The following is an 18,445-nucleotide window of genomic DNA, read 5'->3' as shown; positions in this document are numbered from 1 at the left end:
CGTCAGGATAATTTCGCCAGCAGTCTGAGCAGTGTTGCGCGTTCTCGCGCGGTCAGCGGGGCCAGCGTCTCCTCGCTGATTTCGGCGGCCAGCGGCAGCAGTTCGGCAATTTTTGCCCGGCCGGCTGCGGTCAGGTTGACGACCAGACGCCGGCGATCCTCCTTATGGCCGTTGAGTTCGACGAGCCCCCTCGCCTTCAGGCGGTCGATCACGCCCTTGATGGTTGCCGCGTCCATGGCGACCAGACTGCCGAGCTGGTTCTGCGAGGTTTCGCCGACCTCGTGCAATTTCGCCAGCGCTGCAAACTGCGGCGGCGTCATGTCGCCGATACGCACACCGAAGATCGACAGGTGGCGCTGGTTGGCTTTGCGCAAGGCAAATCCGATCTGATCCTGAAGGCGATACTCCTCGGGATCGCCGCTTTCCATGGTCACCACCACCGGTTTGGTGGGCGCGCTCATCTGAGCCCGTCCTCGCCCTTGACGTCGCCTGCCGAAAGCCCGCCCATGCGGGCGTGGATGCGCGGGCCGCAACTCATCGCCAGGCAGAACAGGATCTCGTCCGGACGCGGGCCATCCGGTGCCGACACGGTGATGGCGTCGAAATGGCTGCGCACATAGGCGGCGTTGGTATGGCCGAGCGGCACGTCGAGGCTCGAGCCGAACGCGCCGACCTTCATTGCCGAGGGCACGATCGCCTTCGACTTCGGCAGCCGCTCGCGCATCGCATAGCCGCCGGGAACATGCCACAGGGCGCCGTGCTCGATCTCGCCGGCGCTGCCTACAATGGCGCCCTTGCCGTAGCCGTCGATCGCGCCAAGGTCGCCGCCCAGTGCGGCAATCAGCCGTTCGGTTAGCGTCGCTCCAAGCGGCTTCAGGTCATCCATCGCGGCTTCCAGTTCGGCGGCGTAGCCGCCGGCGAAGGGGTTCTTCACCAGCGCCATTGCCGCGGCCCTGCGGCGCGGCTCGGCGGCGGGCTTGCCGCCATCATGGAAAATCTCCTCGGCGAACACCGCAATCTTGCGGATCGCGAAATCAGGCATGAAGCAGTTCCTCTTGCAAGAAGCGGATCGGCAGGTCGGCAAGCTCTCCACACAGGCGCGCCTCACCGGCCAGGAAAAGCGCTGCCGAAACGATCAGGCCCCTGCGGCGAAAGTCTTCGGCCACATCCCGCCCGCGCTCCAGCGCTTCGTTAGCATCGGTAGCGGTCAAGTCCCCGACGCCGGTCGTCACCAGCCGCTCGCCGAGATCGCTGTCGGGTGCCAGCTCACGGGCCGGCCTGCGGCTGATGGCGGGGTGTCCGGGCAGGTCGACTGCGTTGGCGATCAGCGTTGCCGCGACGTCGGCGGACGCCGCGTCCCGGGCCAGCACCGTCACGGCGTCGGCGATGCCCAGGGAGTGGCTGCGGCCGCGCCAGCCCGAAGTGGCGATGCCGCGCACCGGCTCGTTCGCGGCAACGCGAACGCGGTCCGAAATGCCGTGGCCGGTGCCGGCAATGGCAAGGTCGAGCGCCTCACCAGGCGCCAGGTGGATTGCGATATCGCCACCATTGTTGACAAAAGCACGTTCGAGCGTTCGGCCCTCGACCAACGCCGCGAGCATTTCGTCGGCGACGGCGCCGGCCACCGCCGCCATTGGCGTGACGAACCGCGACGCGTGACGGCAGGCCGCAGCCTCCATGCGACGCGCCGTGGACCCGCTGAAGATCCGCACGACGGGTTGCACCGGTCGGCGTAACTCGCCGAGTTCCCCGACAAGTTCGCCGAGAATGGTCCTGAAGCGCCTGGCAGCCTGTCGGTAGGCCGCGTCGACTTCCTCCACCGGGCCGAACGCCCGCATGATCAGATCGATCGGCCCATGGTTCAAATGCAGCCGCTTTCCGTCGGCCAGCCAGGCGATCTGCGGCCCGTTCATCGGCCGCGATCCCGGCGAAGCTGCTGCAACGGCGGCCACTCATTGCCTGCCGGCGCTGCCGCGCCCGCACGTTCGTTAAGATACTCTCCGCCCCTTGCGACGATATCCTCGACGGTCCTGATTTCGGCCTCATAGCCGCCTAGCCGGACATAATCGTCGCGGCGCAAGGTGAACTCGATGGGCGCCACCAGCGCCGGCGTCGGCACGTAACCAAAGGCGTTGTCAGGCGTCCGCGTCACGTCGACCATGATGGTGATGCCGCCGCCGGGCCAGACATAGACCGGCGCCCCGCCGCAGGTGACGTAAGTCTTCAACCCCTGCACGGAGCGGGTGAGGTTCACCGGGTTCTCGGTGACGCCGGCCCGCAGCGAGCCGCCCGCACCGCCCATGAAAAGCACAGTACAGAGGGCCGGTTCGCAATTATCTTCAATGAGTTCGACCGATTTTCTGAGGCGTTCCGGGAACGGCTTCTCAACCGGCTTGAGGTCGTGGTCGAGCTCGTAGTAGCCGAACTGCTCGCCGGTGGTCGACACCATCAGCAGCGACAGGCCTTCGCGGGCGCCCTTTTTGGCGTTGAAGGGTCCCAGGATTTCGAGCGGATCGGAAATCGTCGTGCCGCCCCAGCCGAGACCGGGCTCGGAGACCTTGAAATAGCGCCCGGGCGTGGAACGCCGGCCGACGATCTTGATGCCGGTATCCTCCCAGCCGAGCACCTTGCCGGCCTGGTGTTCCGAGACGACCCCGGTGATGTGATCGTCGACGACGACCACTTCGTCGACGAGGTCGCGCCACTGGGTGGCGAACATTCCGATCGTCGCCGAGCCGCAACCGACACGCATGCGGTATTCCTGCTTGCCGTCGATCACCGGCGCCTTGCCGGCCTCCACGATCACCGTGGCGCCATCGTCGATTTTCAGTTCGATCGGCTGCCGGTTGCAAAGCGTCATCAGCGTGTCGCAGGTGACCCGCCCTTCCGCCTTGGAGCCGCCGGTCAAATGACGCACGCCTCCCAGTGACAGCATCTGCGAGCCGTATTCGGCCGTCGTGACATGGCCGACCGCCTCGCCATTGGCGCGCACTGTCGCCGTCTCCGGGCCGAGATGGCGGTCGGTGTCGATCTTCACCTTGACGCCGCAATAGGAGAAGATGCCCTCCGTCACCACGGTGACGAGATCGACGCCCTCGACTTCCTGGCTGATGATGAACGGCGCCGGCTTGTAGTCGGGATAGGTGGTGCCTGCGCCGATCGCGGTGACGAAGCGGCGGCCGGTATTGACGAGGTTCCCGTCCCAATCCTCCGTACCGTCGAGGAACGGCACCACCTCGCCGCCGCGCTCCTCGGCATGATGCAGGATGGTCAGCGGGTCGGTGCGCACGATGCGGCCCGCCTGATTGGCGTAACGGTCGCAGGCGCCGGTCCGCCCCTCGGCGATGTAACACATGACCGGGCACGCATCGCAACGAACCTTTTCACCGCCTGTGTCCGGTTTGGCGGTCGACGGCTCGAAGCGTTCCGAAAGCTCGCTCACCGGCCGGCCTCCCGGATCGCCGCCAGCACCCGGCTCGGCGTCGCCGGAACCTTCGTAACCAGCACGCCTGTCGCGTCTCGGATGGCGTTGAGGATCGCCGGCGCGGTCGGGATCAGCACGTGTTCGCCCAGCCCCTTTGCGCCGAATGGCCCCTCGGGATCGGCAACCTCGACCAGGATGGTTTCGATCTCCGGCACGTCGCCGATGGTCGGGATCAGGTAGTCATGCAAATTTTCGGTGCGACCGGGAACGTATTCCTCCATCAAGGCCATGCCGATCCCTTGCGCGATGCCGCCCTCGATCTGGCCCTCGGCAAGTTGCGGGTTGATGGCGCGACCCACATCGTGCGCGGCGGTGATCTTCAAGAGCTTCACCGTGCCGAGGCGGCAGTCGACCTCGAGTTCGACGATCTGTGCGCCGTAGCCATAGACCGCATAGGGGATCCCCTGCCCTTTTTCGTCGAGCGGCGCGGTCGGCGGGTCGTAGGTTTCCTCAGCTGAAAAGACGTATCCGCGTTCGTCGACAGGCAGCTTGGCCAGCTCGATCCGCCGCCGCTCACCGCCTTCCGTCACGACGATCGCCCCTCCTTCGATGGCGATCGATGCGCCGGCCGAGACATTGGCGAAGCGCAGGATATTCTCTCGCAGCGCCCGCCCTGCCTTCTCGGCCGCCTTGCCGGTGACGAAGGTCTGGCGCGATGCGGACGTCTTGCCGGCGTCAGGCGTGATGGCCGTGTCGCCGCCTACCAGCCGGAAATCGGCCAGCGGCAGCCCGAGCGCGTCGGCGCAGATCTGGGCAATCACCGTATTGGAGCCCTGCCCGATATCGACGGCGCCCTGATGCAGGACGACCTCGCCGCTTACCGAAATCCCGACCCTGATGGTCGACGGGTTCGGCAGTGAAGTGTTGCCGCAGCCATACCAGCACGAGGCAATGCCGACGCCTCTGCGCAGCGGCGAGCCGTTGGCTGTCGCATTGGCGCTTGCCGCGTCGGCACAGGCGCGACGCCAATGCGGCGACAGCGTTTCCAGGCACGCGGCAATGCCGACACCCTCGGCGAGAAGCTGGCCGGCGGTGGTGTTTGACCCGTCACGCAATGCGTTCCTCAGCCGAAATTCGAGGCGATCGATGCCGAACTTGCCGGCCAGTTCGTCATAGAGCGTTTCCTGCATGATCGTCGCCTGCGGCACACCAAAACCGCGAAAGGCGCCGGAGACAGGCCCATTGGTGTGGATCGCGCGACCGACCGCGCGGTAGTTCGGCGTGACGTAGGGTCCGGAGGCATGGACCGGTACACGATTGGCTACCGTCGGTCCCCAACTGGCGTAGGCGCCGGTGTTGAAATCACCCGAAAAAATCATTCCGGTGATGTTGCCGTCGCGGTCGGCGCCGATCGTCGCCCGCATCGACGCCGGGTGTCGCTTGGTGGTCGAGGCCATCGATTCCGAGCGTGTGTATGCCAATGCCGCCGGGCGTCCGGTCTTCAGGGCCACCAGCCCGATCAGCGGCTGCAGCGAGACGTCGAGCTTGGAGCCGAAACCGCCTCCGGTCGCTGTCGGCACGATGCGCACCTTCTCCGGCGGCAGGCCAAGCACCGCCGCCGTGTCGTCGCGGTCCATGTAGGGCGCCTGCGTGCAGGCCTTGATCACGAGAATATCCCCGTCGAGAAAGGCATAGCCGGCTTCCGGTTCGATATAGGCATGTTCCACATAGGCCGTCTCGATCGCGCCGGTCACGGTGAGGTGAGAGGCAGCCAGGGCCGCCTCCGGCTCGCCGCATTCGACAAGACCCTGGGTCAGGACATTGCCTGGGCGGCTGTCGTGGACCGGCCTCTGGCCCGCAGCCAGCGCTGCGCCGAGTTCGAGAACATGCGGCAGTTCACGCCATTCGATCGGAAAGTCCGCAATGTCGAGTGCCGCGATGGCATCGCGTTCGCCGGCAATGAGCGCCACCGCCTCGCCGCGAAAGCGCGCCCGGCCTTCCGCCAGCGCCGGCTGGTCGGCGAAGGGGGGAATGACGCCGAAGCAATTCTTCCCGGGAATGTCGGCGGCTGTAAAAACGGCAACCACACCCGGATGTTGGCCAACGAACGCTTCGAGATCGCCGAACGAAAACGCCGCGTGCCAGTGTGGCGAGCGCACAACCAGCACGGAAAGCGCTTCGGCCGGCCGTTCGTCGGCGCCGAAAAGGTCGCGGCCGGTGACCTTTGGCACGCCGTCAAGCCGGACGACCGGCATGCCGACCGCGTGTCCGTTGGCAGGCGGGTTGTTGTGGCCGCGATCCGGCAGATGCGCGTTCATTACAGCCGCGACGATCTTGCGATAGCCGGTACAGCGGCACAGCACGCCGCCAAGCGCGTCCATGACTTCGGCCTCGCTCGGTACAGGGTTGCGTTCGAGCAGCGCCGTGGCGGCTACGAGGAAACCGGGTGTGCAGATGCCGCACTGCGCGGCGCCATGCCGAAGGAACGAGTCCTGCACGGCCGAGAGCGCCCCGTTGCCCAGCCCTTCAACGGTTCGCACCTTCGCACCCGCCGCACTGGCGGCCGGCACGAGGCAGGCGCAAACCGGCTCGTCATCAAGGAGCACGGTGCAAGCGCCGCAGTCGCCCGCATCGCAGCCGACCTTGGTGCCGGTGCGGCCCAGATGGTCGCGCAAGAGGTTGGAAAGCCGCGTCACCGGCGGAGCGGTCACCGAGACGCGCTCGCCGTTGAGATCGAAGGCGATGTTCTCGACCGGCAGGCTCATGCGGCGAGCCCCCTTGCGGTGGGGTCGGTTGCCATCGCGATCGCGCGGTCAACGATTTCGGCTGCGGCCAGCCGCCGGTATTCGGCACTGCCGCGCACGTCGTCGATCGGGTCGAGTTCCGGCATCAGGTTCGGCGTGATGTCGATTGCCGCCAAACTCCGGCCGCGAAGGGCCTGTTCCAACGTCGTCATCCGTTGTGCCACGGCTGAGCAGGACCCGACGGCAATCGCGATATTCTCGACCAGGCCGCCCTCCCCGATCTCGACGCGGACCGCGACCATGGCGATCGAGATCACCAGATAGCGCCGGGCCCCAAGCTTGACGAAGCTCGAGCGGCCACCGGTCGAAGCCTTCGGGATGCGGATGGCCGTCATCAGTTCGTCTGGCGCCAGAGACGTCTTGCGGTTGCCCTGGATGAAATCGGCGAGCGGCACATGCCGGACGCCATCCAGCGAGCGCAGTTCTACCTCGGCGTCGAGTGCCAATAGCGGCGGCACGCCGTCGGCCGCGGGCGACGCATTGCAGAGATTGCCGGCAACGGTGCCGGCGTTCTGGATCTGGATCGAGCCGACCTCGCGCGCGGCGAGTTTGAGCGCGTCGAAAGATGTCGGCAGGTGCCGGCGCATGATGTCGGTCCAGGTCGTCCTGGCACCGAAGACTACATGCCGGTCCGTCTCGGCAAAGTGACGAAGTTCGCGCAATCCATTGATATCAAGGATATTTTCGCGGATCGGCCGAGCGCCCTGGGCCGGATAGAAGTCGGTGCCGCCGGCAAGCACCCGCCAGCGATCGGCCGACAGCAGATCGAGCGCCTCCTGCAGTTCCCGCGGTCGTGCGTAGTGCGCCAAGGTGGCCGTTCCCAACACGCTGCCGGCTTCTCTTGTCATTGTGACCGGCGTCACGAAATCATTCGTATGCAAATGATATCAGGACGCCGCCACTTGTCAAAGCCGACGCGTCTGTCCATGGTCGCCAAAAGCACCCGACCGACAAAAAACCCGAGGGGAGACGGATGGCCGACAAAGCCCTGATCGTGATCGATCTTCAGAACGATTTCTGTCCCGGCGGTGCGCTGGCGGTTGCCGGCGGCGACGAGATCGTGCCCTTGGTCAACCGACTGATTGTCGAGCACGAACACGTGATCCTCACCCAGGACTGGCACCCCGCCGGCCATTCGAGCTTCGCCTCCGAGCATGAGGGCAAGAACCCGTTCGAGACGGTGACCATGCCCTATGGCGAGCAGACCCTGTGGCCGGACCATTGCATTCAGGGTTCGAGAGGCGCCGAATTTCACGAAAAGCTCGAATGGACCAAGGCGGAACTCGTGGTTCGTAAGGGTTTTCGGCGGAAAATCGACAGCTATTCGGCATACTTCGAGAACGATCACGAGACCCCGACCGGCCTCGCCGGCTATCTGCGCGAGCGCAGCCTTTCCGACCTCACCATGGTCGGGCTGGCGACGGATTTCTGCGTCGCCTATTCGGCGCTCGACGCCGCCCGTGAAGGCTTTTCGGTCACGGTGGTGATGGACGCATGCCGCGCGATCGACCTCGGCGGCTCGCTCGCCGCGATGACCAGCATGATGAAGGATGCCGGCGTGCGGCTCGCCTGAGCTAATGTCTCGGGGTCTCAGCCGACGCCGACGTAATGATGGACCAGTGCCGGGTCGGCGCGCAGCTTTTCCACGCCGACAACATCGCGGTTGACGCCGTTTTCGATGAAGGCGACGCGGTCGGCGATCGGCAGCACCGCATCGACCCGCTGCTCGACCAGGATGGTCGAGACGCCGCGACTGCGCAATTCGGCAACCGCCTCGCGGATGCGCGCGATCATCGACGGCATCAGCCCCTCGGTCGGTTCGTCGAGCAGGAGCACCTCCGGCTCGACGCACAGTGCCCGCGCCATGGCGAGCATCTGCTGTTCGCCACCGGAGAGCGTACCGGAGCGCTGGCGCAAGCGCTCGCGCAGCACCGGGAAGAGTTCCAGCACCGCCTCGCGCGTTGACACGCCCTTGGCGCGCGCCATCAGCCCGATATCGAGATTTTCTGCGACGCTGAGTTCAGAAAACAGCCGCCGGCCCTGCGGCACATAGGCGACGCCCTTGCGCGGGATGTCGTGGGCGGCGAGGCGTGCCAGGTCGGTTTCACCCAGCATGATCGTGCCCGAGCGCACCGGCACAAGGCCCATGATCGCCTTCAGCATCGTGGTCTTGCCGGCCCCGTTGCGGCCGAGCAGGCAGAGCACTTCGCCCTTGCGCAATGTCAGATCGAAGTCTCGCAGGACCTGCACATCGCCATAGAAGCAATTGATCTGATTGACGGAAAGCGCGTCAGCCATCTTGCGCAGTTCCCAGATAGGCATGCTGGACGGCGCTGTTGGTCCGGATTTCGTCGGGCGTGCCTTCGGCGAGGATCGCACCGGCGTTCATGACCGTGATACGACCGGCAAGGGCCATGACCACCGGCATGTTGTGTTCGATCAGAAGCACGGTGGCCGATTGCGCGATCTCGCGTACCAGCTTGATGAAGCTTTCTATTTCGGCGTCGGAGAGCCCCTGTGTCGGCTCGTCGAGGATAAGCAGCCTCGGGGCGAGCGCCAGCCCCATCGCCACCTCCAGCAGTCGCTGATGGCCATAGGCCAGCTTGCCGGCCGGCTGGTCGGCGCGTTCATGAAGGCCGACCCGTTGCAGCGCCTCCTCGACGCCGTGCCTCAGATCGGCGGCTGAAAAACGGCTCCCCCCACGCTCGGCATGATCGATCAGGCGCCGTTGCACCGAAAGGGCAACATTGTCGAAGACGCTGAGATTGGCGAAGATCGAGGTGATCTGAAAGGTATAGGCGATGCCCCGCTTCACGCGCCGGTGCGCGGGAAGCCGGGTCACGTCGCGACCGTCGAAAGACACGCTGCCGGCACTGGGCGCGATCCGCCCGCAGACCAGGCTGACGAAGGTGGTCTTGCCGGCACCGTTGGGGCCGATCACGGCCCGGATTTCACCTTCCTGCAGCGAGAAATCGACATCGTCGACAGCACGCAGGCCGCCAAATGAGCGCGACAACCCTCTGGTGACGAGCAGCGGGTTCACGGCAGCCATCGCAGCCACCTTTCGCGGACAGTGCCCAGGAACCCCTTGGGAAAGAAAAGCACCAGCAGGATCAACGCTATGCCGACGATCAGCAGGTAGGCCGAGGTGTAGCCGGAGGTGATGTCGACGACATAAAACATGAAGACTGTGCCGATGAGCGGCCCGAGTGTCGTCGCCGCGCCGCCGAGCAGCACCCAGAGCAGCGGCAGGATCGAATACTGGATCGAGGCAAAGGTCGAACCGACATAGCCGAACAAAAGCGCGTAGGCGGCACCCGCCGCCGCGCAGAAGACGCCGGAAATGACCACGGCCGCGAGCTTGTTGAGGAACACGTCGTAGCCCAGCATGCGCACGCGTTCCTCGTTCTCGCGGATCGCGATCAGGACACGGCCGAAAGGTGCGCGGGCCACGGCAAGGCTGGCAAACAGCACGACGCCGAACAGGATGACGGCGGCGAAATAGCGCGTTGCCGGGTCGGTCAGGTCGACGATCGTGCCACCGATCACGAACTGCCTGAGTTGCTGCCCGATCACAAGACCTTCCTCGCCGCGCGTCCAGGTCGTGAAATAGAGCGTCGTCAGATAGAAGACCTGCGAAAACATCATGGTAACTATCATGAAGGCGACGCCGCTGGTCCTGAGCGCCAGGAAGCCGACCACCAGCGCCAGCACGGCGCCCGAGGCGATTCCAGCAGCGAAGGCCGGCAAAACACCCCAGTCGAGGTAATATGCCGGCATGCCGGCGCCGTAGATGCCGGCGGCGAAAAACATGGCATGGCCGAGGCTCAGGAGCCCGGTATAGCCGAAAAGGATGTTGTAGCCGGCGGCGAACACCGCCAGCACCAGAACGCGCGGAACGATGCCACGGTGGTAATCGGGCAGAACGAAATACAGTGCGACAAGCACGGCCAGCACCGCCAGATGCAGCGCCAGCACCCTTGATGCGCTACCCCGCCCCATCAGCGCGCCACCGTGCCGAACAGGCCTTGCGGGCGGAAGACGAGCACCAGCGCCACCAGCAGGGTGGCGATCATCTTGGCCAACGTCGGCGAAAAGAACACCGAGATGATGCCGTCCGAGAGCCCGATCAATACGGCGGCGAGCACGGTTCCGCGCAGTGAACCGAGCCCGCCGATGATGACGACGATGAAGGACAGGAGCAGCGGGTCGAGCCCCATCAGGTAATGCGCCTGCTGGATCGGCACGATCAGCACGGCGGCGACCGCAGCAAGCATCGCGCCGAGCGCGAAAACGATCGCATAGACCCGGTCGACGGGGATGCCGAAATTCTGCGCCGTCTCGCGGTCGAACTGCGTGGCGCGCATGACGAGACCGATGCGCGTGCGCGTCAGCACGAACCATGTCATTCCCATCAGCACGATCGAGGCCGCGATGACGGCGAGCTTGTAACCGGAATAGCCGAACCAGGGCAGCGCGACACGAAAGTTGAACGGCGCCAGCACCGGCCGAGCCTCTGGACCATAGAAGGTCAGTGCCAGTTGCTGGATGATGTACAGCATACCGATGGTGGCAACGATCGTCGCCTCCGGGTCGTAGGAAAGGCGGCGCAGAACGAGCCGCTCGCAAATGAGTGCGACCAGCCCGACCACCAGCGGCGACAGCACCAGCGCCAAAAGGAAGCCGACGGCCGGGTGGCCCGTGACCAACGTCGAAAAGAACCAGGCGAGCACGGCGCCCAGCATGAAAAACTCGCCATGGGCGACGTTGACGACGCGCATGACGCCAAACACCAGCGACAGGCCGAGCGCGGTCAGCGACAGCACCGCGGCGGTGACGAGGCCTTCCAGGGAGGCCAGAAGCAGGTGTGGTCCGAAACCCATTCAGTCGTGGCTCTCACGCTTCCCGGGCCGGGGCAATGGCGCGGGACGATCCGGTTCGATATGCAGGCAGGACTATTGCAGCCGCCAAACGGCGGCGCCGGCCTTCCCCGCCAGGGGCGGCCGGCGCGATGCGATCAGAGCGACTGGGTGGTGTAGTCGGCCTCCGGCTCGTACATGCCGTCCTCGATCGAGGTGGTATGCACGACGTTCAGCCTGCCATCGGCGACCTGCGAGATGTTCTGGTGGCCGAAGCACTGGTGGATCTTGCCGTTGAACTTCTTGTCGCCCTGCGGGTGCTCGGGGCCGGCGGCGAATTCGGTCATCGCCTCGGTCGCCTCGACCAGCTTGGCACGGTCGTCCGGCCCCTGGTAACCGGCGGACTCCATCGCCGCCTTGATGACGTAGAGCGTTTCCCAGCAACCGAACATGTGCGCGGCCGTCGAGACGTCCTTGCCGTCTTCCTTCGAGGCGCCGTTGTCGTCGATGCCGACGGCGTCGCGATAGGCCTTCACGTAGTCCGGCGCGTCGGGCTGGAGATAGCGCGGCATGCCCTCCCAGAAATGGCTGCCCTCGAGGAACTCAAGCCCGGGGCTGGCGATGTCGACCGCTTCGAGCGAATCGATGAAGCCGAACAGCTTGGGACCGCCGCCGCCATAGAATTCGCCGAGTTCCTTGACGAATGTCAGCACGCCCGGCCCGACCATGACGTGGTAGAGCACCTCGGTCTCGGACGGGATCTGCGGCAGATAGCGTGTGAACGAGCTCTCCGTCGGCGGGATCGGCACATGCTGGATGACCTCGCCGCCCTGCGCCTGCATCGCCGCGGTGAAGAAGTCGCGATGGTCATGCCCGAAGGCGTAGTCGGGGAAGATCATGGTGACCTTCTTGCCGAGATTGGACGATACCCAGGGCGCCATCGACGACACCTGCGCCTTCACGTCGGTGATACCGGGCTGGAACACGTAGCGGTTCAGCTTGCCCGACGCGACGTGATAGCCCTCGCTGACCACGTAATACGGGATCTTGAGTTCACCGGCGGTCGGCGCCGAGCCGACGACGACGTGGCTGAAGAGCGTGCCGAAAACGACGTCGACCTTGTGCTGGTTGGCGAACTTTTCCACCACCTCGGCGCCGCGCTTGGGGTCGGTACCATCATCCTCTGTGACGATTTCGAGCGGGCGGCCGTTGATGCCGCCAGCGTCGTTGATCAGCTTGGCGGCGGCTGTGGTCGTGCGCTCGTACCAGCGGCCATAGGCGGCGCCAATGCCGGTGCGGTGCGCCTGGAAGCCGATGCGGATCGGCTCGGACGATTGCGCCTGCGCGTACCGGACAAAGCCTGGTCCGACGGCCAGGCCAGCCGCAGTCGCGCCCAGCCCCTTGAGGGCCGTGCGGCGGTCCAAGGTCCGGCTCAAAATATTGGTTTTATTGCGATTCTCAGTCATGGCTGTTCCCCGAAGATTTTGGTTTCGACCGAAGAAGGCGCTTGCAACCGATCGTGCCGTGGGCGCGAAAAATTGCTTGTGTACAAACTAAATCACCAAACTTCCGGCATGGCAACAGAAACTGCCCCAGCGGAAGGAATTCGGCCGGTTCAGTATCCGGTCGGGGTCGACAACAGCCACAGCCCGAACCCGGTATAGGCGACCATCAGGATCGCCAGCGGGATTTGGCTTCGCGCGGCGCGGGCCGTCGAACCGTGCATTCGCCACGCGACGACATGGCTCGCCGCGACCGCGAGCAGATGCCCGCCGATGATCGCCGCCGACTGGATGTTCCACATGACCCATGCCATTTCGGCGCCGGCGGTGACGGCGGCCGAGACATAGAGGCCCGCCGTGCCGAAGAGGTTCCAGCCACGTGCGAATGGATCGGAGATCGCCGCCAGCGCGTACTGGCCGTCGACAAGCAGCGCCGGCAGATGGTGCGAATAGTGGTAGCCGAGCACGATCGGCATCAGCGACCAGACAAGACGGCCGGCAGCGCCGGCGCCACCCTGTCTGCATTCGGCCAGCCATTCACCTAGGCGCACGCAGAGCACAAACAGCAGCCACAACAGAAGGAACGCCCCTGCCGCGCCGAGGCTGTTGGGCATGACAACGGCCGAGCGGCCCGGAAACTCGAGCGGGTTGATCCCCGACAGTCCCAGCCAGAAGAAGGTCCGCATCAGGCTGTCGAAGGAGATCGAACTCAGCGTGAGCAGCAGGAACGCCGTTCCGCTTGCCGCGAGTGACGGCGCGAGCACGAGGCCGGCGCCCGGCAGCCTGAACCGGACCAGCGTGCGGCCTTTGCCCGTCGTCCTGAAAACGGCGATACCCATCTGCGCGACGATGGTGAAGAGCAAGGTCAGGAACTCGCCGTTGCGGCACCATGCGCGGAAGCCGAAGGCGATCATGCCGGCAAGCGAATAGAGCCAATAGGCGATCATTGCGGTGGCGAGCGCCTCCGGATCGGCCGGCGCGACATAGACCAGTTCGAACCAGACAAAAGCGCCAAAGGCGGCAAAGGCCGGCCATCGCCCCGCAGCGCGTGGATACGCAAACAAGCCCCCTTCCGCCCCTCGTCCAATCAGCCGCGTCGCCAGCCGCCACGGCGCGTACCAGGGGTTGAGCCAGCGCCAGAGGTCGCCGACCACGCCCTGCACCAGAAGCATGCCGATCCAGACGAACGTCCAGAACACCAGCGGCAGCGGGTTTGACAGCGGGTCGCGGCTGCCGCCAAGCCCCGCGGCCAGCAGGCTGGCGAGAACCAGAAACGAGATTGTGCTGCCGAGAAACCGCCCGTCGACGGGCAGGACAAGAGCCCGCAAGCGCAGGCGCGCAAGCCGGTCGAGCGGGCTTGGCGGCGTGAATGCCAGAATGGCGAAACTGAGGGCGACGGCGACGGCCCCGCCGAACAGATAGTACCCCGTCGGCAAGAGCAGCACATAGCCGCGATCGGAGACATGCGCGAGCGCCGGCACTGCCAACAGGAGCCCTGCCAGGCCACCGGTCGCCCGAAACCACCGTTTTCGCCCGGAACTTGTCACTCCCGCTCCTTCGCGAAGGTCGGCATCAGGTATGGCATGTTCGCCATGCTGGCAAAAACCCGCGCGGAAAAATGCGTAATAGACGGGCCTCTGCCCCGCCCAGCCGTTGCTCCAGCGCCAAAATTTCACGGCAGCATCTTTCAGCAACGAAAGCATTTGCTAAATAATGGATAGCTCCCATCCGGGAAACTGTATATCCAGACACTCGACTATTGGGACTCACGCCGAGGCGCGATGTGCTGAACGAAACGAGCGACATGGCTGGCGCGGCCAATGTGAGCGACGAGCTTGACCAGGGCTTCCTGCCGGAGCTTCTCGGCCGTCAGATTCGTGTGACCTATCTGGCCACCTTCCGGATCGTCGAGCAGGGGCTAATGGCGTTTGGCATCACGCCGCAGCAATTTGCCCTTATGATGATCGTCGACCGCAACCCGGGATCGCGCCAGAGCCTGCTCGCGCGCGCCCGCGGTCTCGACAAGTCGACCCTGGTGCCGATGATCGACCGGCTTGAGCGCGACGGGCTGCTGGAACGGCGGCCGCTGCCGACCGACCGCCGCATCAAGACCATCTGGATCACCGAACGCGGACGCGAGGTGCTCGATCTGGCCGTGCCGGCGGTACAGGACAGCGACCGGCTCATCGGCGGCAATCTCAGCGCCGAGGAACGGGCCGAGTTCCTGCGGTTGATGGAGAAGGTTCGCAGCGGGATCAGCCACAACGGGCAGGGCGAAGAGTAGGCGGCGTCTCTCGTCCTGTGGAAATCTCGGGCAAGGCAACGCACGGCGATGGCGGTGCTGGCAAGCCGCGCTAAGGTCGCCTCCATGCACCCTTCCAAGGACATTTCGCGTCTGATCGAGATCATGGCCGCGCTCCGGACACCCGGCAGCGGCTGCCCGTGGGATCTCGAGCAGGACTTTTCCACGATCGCGCCCTACACGCTCGAAGAGGCCTATGAGGTTGCCGACGCCATCTCCCGCAACGATCTGGCCGACCTCAGGGACGAGCTCGGTGACCTTTTGCTGCAGGTGGTCTTCCATTCCCGCATGGCCGAGGAGGCCGCTGCCTTCTCCTTCGGCGATGTGGTCGAGGCGATCACCCGCAAGATGATCCGTCGCCACCCGCATGTCTTCGGCGACGAGGACGCCCGCGCGGCGGGCATGGCGAAAGGCATGTGGGAAAAGATCAAGGCAGAGGAAAAGGCCGAAAGGCGCGCTGACCGCCTCGAACGCGGCGATCCGGCGGAAGACCATGGCAACGGCTATCTCGACGGCGTTCCCCTTGCCTTGCCTGCCCTCACCCGCGCCCTGAAGCTGCAGGAAAAGGCCGCCCGGGTCGGCTTCGACTGGCAGGATCCAGGCCCGATCCTCGACAAGATCGCCGAGGAGATCGACGAACTGCGCACCGCCCTGCGCGAAAGCGACAAAAAGGCGGCCATGGACGAGTTCGGCGACGTGCTGTTCGCATTGGTCAATTTCGGACGCCATATCGGCACGGATGCCGAAACCGCGCTGCGCGGCACCAACGACAAGTTCCGGCGCCGGTTTCACCAGGTCGAAAAGGCGCTTGCCGATCAGGGCCGCAGCCTCGACGAGGCCTCGCTCGACGACATGGAAAACCTCTGGCAGGCCGCCAAGGCTGCCGAATAGCTATCCCGTCGCCCGGCGGCGCGCGAATTCGTCACGCGCGGTTTCCGTCATGCGTACTTCGAGGGCCGCGCCGCCATCCTCGCGGTCCTCGCGGTCGAGCACCTCGGCATTGCGGTAGAGCCAGTCGATCAGCCGCATTTCGTCAGCCGACAGGGTGACGCGCAGATCGGTGAGCGCGCCGGAAACGCGGTTTTCGATGACCTCGAGCAGAAGCGGCATCCCCTCCCCCGAAGCGGCGGAGATGGCGACCGGGTGATGATCCTCGGGCCCGCCGTGCGCCGCGAGCATGCGCTCGCGCGTCTGGACGTCAAGCTGGTCGATCTTGTTCCAGACCTCCAGCACGCGGCGATCATCGGTGGTTTCCACGCCGAGGTCGGCAAGGATTCGCTCCACATCCTCCGCCTGGGCCGCCGCGTCGGGATCGGAGATATCGCGCAGATGGATCACGAGATCGGCCTCGATCACCTCCTCCAGCGTCGCCCGGAACGCGGCCACGAGATGTGTCGGCAGGTCGGAGATGAAACCCACCGTGTCGGACAGGATCACGATCGTGCCGCGCGGCAGCCGAACCCGCCGCAAGGTCGGGTCGAGGGTCGCGAACAGCATGTCTTCGGCGAGCACGCCGGCACCCGTCAGCCTGTTGAACAGCGTCGATTTACCGGCGTTGGTGTAGCCGACGATGGCGACCACCGGAAACGGCACCTTCTTGCGCTTCGAGCGGTGCAGTTCGCGCGTTCGCCTCACCGTCTCCAGCTCACGCTTGAGCTTGGTGATCTTGTCCTGCAACAGCCGGCGGTCGGCCTCGATCTGCGTCTCGCCCGGCCCGCCGAGGAAACCGGCGCCGCCGCGCTGGCGTTCAAGGTGGGTCCAGCTCCGAACCAACCGGCCGCGCTGGTAGTTCAGATGGGCAAGTTCAACCTGCAGCGCGCCTTCCTTGGTGCGGGCGCGGCGGCCGAAGATCTCGAGGATCAGCCCGGTGCGGTCGAGCACCTTGGCGTTGAGCGCGCGCTCGAGATTGCGCTGTTGCACCGGGGTCAGCGGATGGTCGATGATGGCAAGCGTGGCGCCGGTCTCGGCAATTTTGCCAGCCAGTTCCTCGACCTTGCCGGCACCGAGCAACGTCGCCGGTCGCGGATCGTTGACGGTGACGATCTCGGTGTAGACGGGCGCAAGGTCGATGGCCTGGGCGAGCCCGACCGCCTCTGCAAAGCGGGCGTCGGGTGTCCGCTCGAGGCGCGGGCGGGTCCTGTCTTCCGAGCCGGTTTCGCGGGCGCGGTTGGGGAGTACCGGCACGACCACGGCCGCGCGCGTAGCATCAGCCGGCGCGCCGTCAGCCGCCGTTTTCGTCGCCCCATCCCGCCGCCCGGCCGGATTTATTGTGTCCAATCAGCCATCCCGGCCATTGTCGTCACCATCGAACATCTGCACCGGCTGGCTCGGCATGATGGTGGAAATGGCATGCTTGTAGACAAGCTGAGAGTGGCCGTCTCGTCGCAACAGCACACAGAAATTGTCGAACGATGTGACGACACCTGTCAGCTTCACGCCGTTGATCAGAAAGATTGTGAGAGGATTCTTGCTCTTGCGAACTGTGTTCAGGAACAGGTCCTGAAGATTCTGCGAACGTTCCGCCATTTTTCTTTCTTCCGCCGTTCCCCGTTCTCCGCTGTTACGGCGTCGAGTCCGGACATCGAGGTCCGAAACACGCACATGCCCGCCGCCGAAACAGACACACCCCGAGCGTAAGGTATTCTATCCTAGCGGTTATCAGGCTTGGCATTTTTCCGCAACGTCAAAAAATGCCGCCCTCAGGGAAAGGGTAATGCTGCCCGGGTGGCCGTTGGCCACTGTGTCGCCGTCTATCATGACGACCGGCATCACGACCGTCGTCGCCGCCGTAATGAAGGATTCGCGGGCTTTCTTGGCTTCTTCGACACTGAAGGGACGTTCCTCGATCTCGTAGCCGAGCTTTTTCGCCACATCGAAAACGGTCGCCCTCGTGATGCCGCGCAGGATGCCGAAATCGGCCGGTCGGGTCACGAGGCGCCCGTCCTTGGTGACGATCCAGGCATTGGTCGCGGCCCCTTCCTTGACCATTCCGTCACCGTCGACGAACCATGCTTCCTGGGCGCCGGCATCCTTGGCCTGCTGACGTGCCAGCACGTTCGGCAAAAGCCCGACGGTCTTGATGTCGACCCGGTCCCAACGATTCTCCGGCACGGTGATGACGGAGATCCCGGTCTCGGCCTTGCGGCGCGCAGCTGCCGGGTCGGAACGTTTCGCCGTCACGACAAGGGCCGGCCTGATGGCGGTCGACGGGAAGACATGGTCGCGGGGGGCGACACCACGCGTGACCTGCAGATAGACCAGACCGTCGCGGACACGATTACGCCTGACGACCTCACGCATGATCAATCGGAGCACATTGCGTTCGACCGGCCAGTCGATCTGCAGCTCGCCCAGCGAACGATCGAGGCGATCGAGATGGCGCGTCATGTCCATGATGTGGCCGCGCGCGACCTCGCAGACCTCGTAGACGCCGTCGGCGAACTGGTAGCCGCGATCCTCCATATGCACCATCGCCTCGGCATGGCGCTGGTAGCGGCCGTTGACATAGGAAATGCGCGGCATGGGGTCCCCTCTGGCGTTCGGCGGGCGCTGGT

General features: G+C 65.1%; 18 protein-coding genes. 3 read left to right on the top strand and 15 right to left on the bottom strand.

The features are described 5' to 3' along the window. Positions 1-2: 2 nt before the first annotated feature. Genes FQ775_RS07245 through FQ775_RS07220 form a run of 6 tightly spaced genes read right to left on the bottom strand, consistent with a single transcriptional unit; the run spans position 3 to position 7,037 of the window. Entirely contained in the window at positions 3-461 is a 459-nt protein-coding gene (locus FQ775_RS07245) for a MarR family winged helix-turn-helix transcriptional regulator (RefSeq protein ID WP_146301049.1), read from the bottom strand. Beyond that, positions 458-1,042: an amino acid synthesis family protein gene (locus tag FQ775_RS07240; RefSeq protein ID WP_146301050.1), complete on the bottom strand. Its 585-nt coding sequence runs from the start codon at positions 1,040-1,042 to the stop codon at positions 458-460. Before FQ775_RS07240 ends, FQ775_RS07245 begins: the two co-directional genes overlap by 4 nt. After that, on the bottom strand, positions 1,035-1,913 hold the full coding sequence (locus tag FQ775_RS07235) for a UPF0280 family protein (protein ID WP_146301051.1): 879 nt from the start codon (positions 1,911-1,913) through the stop codon (positions 1,035-1,037). The genes FQ775_RS07240 and FQ775_RS07235 overlap by 8 nt, the downstream gene beginning before the upstream one ends. Further along, positions 1,910-3,442 carry a 6-hydroxynicotinate reductase gene (locus FQ775_RS07230; protein ID WP_146301052.1) on the bottom strand — a complete coding sequence of 511 codons (1,533 nt, stop codon included), beginning with the start codon at positions 3,440-3,442 and terminating at the stop codon, positions 1,910-1,912. Before FQ775_RS07230 ends, FQ775_RS07235 begins: the two co-directional genes overlap by 4 nt. Further along, the gene (locus FQ775_RS07225; RefSeq protein ID WP_146301053.1) at positions 3,439-6,189 is read right to left on the bottom strand and encodes a molybdopterin-dependent oxidoreductase; all 2,751 of its coding nucleotides are present in this window, start codon (positions 6,187-6,189) and stop codon (positions 3,439-3,441) included. The genes FQ775_RS07230 and FQ775_RS07225 overlap by 4 nt, the downstream gene beginning before the upstream one ends. Next, positions 6,186-7,037, bottom strand: a complete 852-nt coding sequence (locus FQ775_RS07220) for an FAD binding domain-containing protein (protein ID WP_146301054.1) — start codon at positions 7,035-7,037, stop codon at positions 6,186-6,188. The genes FQ775_RS07225 and FQ775_RS07220 overlap by 4 nt, the downstream gene beginning before the upstream one ends. Positions 7,038-7,201: 164 nt before the next feature. Here FQ775_RS07220 and pncA point away from each other — a divergent pair, with 164 nt between their 5' ends. Next, positions 7,202-7,801: a bifunctional nicotinamidase/pyrazinamidase gene (gene pncA / locus FQ775_RS07215; protein ID WP_146301055.1), complete on the top strand. Its 600-nt coding sequence runs from the start codon at positions 7,202-7,204 to the stop codon at positions 7,799-7,801. A 17-nt stretch (positions 7,802-7,818) separates the two neighbouring features. On the opposite strand, the gene FQ775_RS07210 is transcribed toward pncA, so the two are convergent. From FQ775_RS07210 to FQ775_RS07185, 6 genes are all read right to left on the bottom strand, one after another. Then, positions 7,819-8,526: an ABC transporter ATP-binding protein gene (locus tag FQ775_RS07210; protein WP_146301056.1), complete on the bottom strand. Its 708-nt coding sequence runs from the start codon at positions 8,524-8,526 to the stop codon at positions 7,819-7,821. Continuing rightward, positions 8,519-9,271 carry an ABC transporter ATP-binding protein gene (locus tag FQ775_RS07205; protein WP_146302063.1) on the bottom strand — a complete coding sequence of 251 codons (753 nt, stop codon included), beginning with the start codon at positions 9,269-9,271 and terminating at the stop codon, positions 8,519-8,521. The genes FQ775_RS07210 and FQ775_RS07205 overlap by 8 nt, the downstream gene beginning before the upstream one ends. Further along, positions 9,268-10,230 carry a branched-chain amino acid ABC transporter permease gene (locus FQ775_RS07200; RefSeq protein WP_146301057.1) on the bottom strand — a complete coding sequence of 321 codons (963 nt, stop codon included), beginning with the start codon at positions 10,228-10,230 and terminating at the stop codon, positions 9,268-9,270. The genes FQ775_RS07205 and FQ775_RS07200 overlap by 4 nt, the downstream gene beginning before the upstream one ends. Beyond that, positions 10,230-11,111: a branched-chain amino acid ABC transporter permease gene (locus FQ775_RS07195; protein ID WP_146301058.1), complete on the bottom strand. Its 882-nt coding sequence runs from the start codon at positions 11,109-11,111 to the stop codon at positions 10,230-10,232. The genes FQ775_RS07200 and FQ775_RS07195 overlap by 1 nt, the downstream gene beginning before the upstream one ends. Positions 11,112-11,245: 134 nt before the next feature. Beyond that, positions 11,246-12,553, bottom strand: coding sequence for an ABC transporter substrate-binding protein (locus FQ775_RS07190; protein WP_146301059.1), 1,308 nt, complete (start codon positions 12,551-12,553; stop codon positions 11,246-11,248). Positions 12,554-12,702: 149 nt separating this feature from the next. Next, entirely contained in the window at positions 12,703-14,070 is a 1,368-nt protein-coding gene (locus FQ775_RS07185; protein ID WP_246730353.1) for a hypothetical protein, read from the bottom strand. 302 nt (positions 14,071-14,372) lie between these two features. On the opposite strand from FQ775_RS07185, the gene FQ775_RS07180 reads away from it, so the two are divergent. Together FQ775_RS07180 and mazG are read left to right on the top strand one after the other, a co-directional pair. Continuing rightward, positions 14,373-14,873: a MarR family winged helix-turn-helix transcriptional regulator gene (locus FQ775_RS07180; RefSeq protein ID WP_146301060.1), complete on the top strand. Its 501-nt coding sequence runs from the start codon at positions 14,373-14,375 to the stop codon at positions 14,871-14,873. An 84-nt stretch (positions 14,874-14,957) separates the two neighbouring features. After that, complete coding sequence (gene mazG / locus FQ775_RS07175) at positions 14,958-15,782, top strand: nucleoside triphosphate pyrophosphohydrolase (RefSeq protein ID WP_146302065.1); 825 nt, start codon at positions 14,958-14,960, stop codon at positions 15,780-15,782. Here mazG and hflX read toward each other — a convergent pair whose 3' ends face one another. From hflX to FQ775_RS07160, 3 genes are all read right to left on the bottom strand, one after another. Then, on the bottom strand, positions 15,783-17,159 hold the full coding sequence (hflX, locus tag FQ775_RS07170) for a GTPase HflX (protein ID WP_432420065.1): 1,377 nt from the start codon (positions 17,157-17,159) through the stop codon (positions 15,783-15,785). A 9-nt stretch (positions 17,160-17,168) separates the two neighbouring features. Beyond that, positions 17,169-17,417 carry an RNA chaperone Hfq gene (gene hfq / locus FQ775_RS07165; RefSeq protein ID WP_146301061.1) on the bottom strand — a complete coding sequence of 83 codons (249 nt, stop codon included), beginning with the start codon at positions 17,415-17,417 and terminating at the stop codon, positions 17,169-17,171. 132 nt (positions 17,418-17,549) lie between these two features. Next, positions 17,550-18,413 carry a D-amino-acid transaminase gene (locus FQ775_RS07160; RefSeq protein ID WP_146301062.1) on the bottom strand — a complete coding sequence of 288 codons (864 nt, stop codon included), beginning with the start codon at positions 18,411-18,413 and terminating at the stop codon, positions 17,550-17,552. Positions 18,414-18,445 lie beyond the last annotated feature (32 nt).

Origin of the sequence: Nitratireductor mangrovi, from assembly GCF_007922615.2 — a bacterium.
Lineage (GTDB): Bacteria > Pseudomonadota > Alphaproteobacteria > Rhizobiales > Rhizobiaceae > Mangrovimarina > Mangrovimarina mangrovi.
Note: the sequence above shows the minus strand (reverse complement) of the source record. Positions and strands in the feature narration are given on the sequence as shown.

Bases quoted from the DNA above. Each gene is read 5' to 3' on its own strand.
- hfq (WP_146301061.1), bottom strand. From the start codon at position 17,417: ATGGCGGAACGTTCGCAGAATCTTCAGGACCTGTTCCTGAACACAGTT.
- pncA (WP_146301055.1), top strand. From the start codon at position 7,202: ATGGCCGACAAAGCCCTGATCGTGATCGATCTTCAGAACGATTTCTGT.
- FQ775_RS07210 (WP_146301056.1), bottom strand. From the start codon at position 8,526: ATGGCTGACGCGCTTTCCGTCAATCAGATCAATTGCTTCTATGGCGAT.
- FQ775_RS07240 (WP_146301050.1), bottom strand. From the start codon at position 1,042: ATGCCTGATTTCGCGATCCGCAAGATTGCGGTGTTCGCCGAGGAGATT.
- FQ775_RS07235 (WP_146301051.1), bottom strand. From the start codon at position 1,913: ATGAACGGGCCGCAGATCGCCTGGCTGGCCGACGGAAAGCGGCTGCAT.
- FQ775_RS07190 (WP_146301059.1), bottom strand. From the start codon at position 12,553: ATGACTGAGAATCGCAATAAAACCAATATTTTGAGCCGGACCTTGGAC.
- FQ775_RS07200 (WP_146301057.1), bottom strand. From the start codon at position 10,230: ATGGGGCGGGGTAGCGCATCAAGGGTGCTGGCGCTGCATCTGGCGGTG.
- FQ775_RS07225 (WP_146301053.1), bottom strand. From the start codon at position 6,189: ATGAGCCTGCCGGTCGAGAACATCGCCTTCGATCTCAACGGCGAGCGC.
- mazG (WP_146302065.1), top strand. From the start codon at position 14,958: ATGCACCCTTCCAAGGACATTTCGCGTCTGATCGAGATCATGGCCGCG.
- FQ775_RS07245 (WP_146301049.1), bottom strand. From the start codon at position 461: ATGAGCGCGCCCACCAAACCGGTGGTGGTGACCATGGAAAGCGGCGAT.
- FQ775_RS07195 (WP_146301058.1), bottom strand. From the start codon at position 11,111: ATGGGTTTCGGACCACACCTGCTTCTGGCCTCCCTGGAAGGCCTCGTC.
- FQ775_RS07160 (WP_146301062.1), bottom strand. From the start codon at position 18,413: ATGCCGCGCATTTCCTATGTCAACGGCCGCTACCAGCGCCATGCCGAG.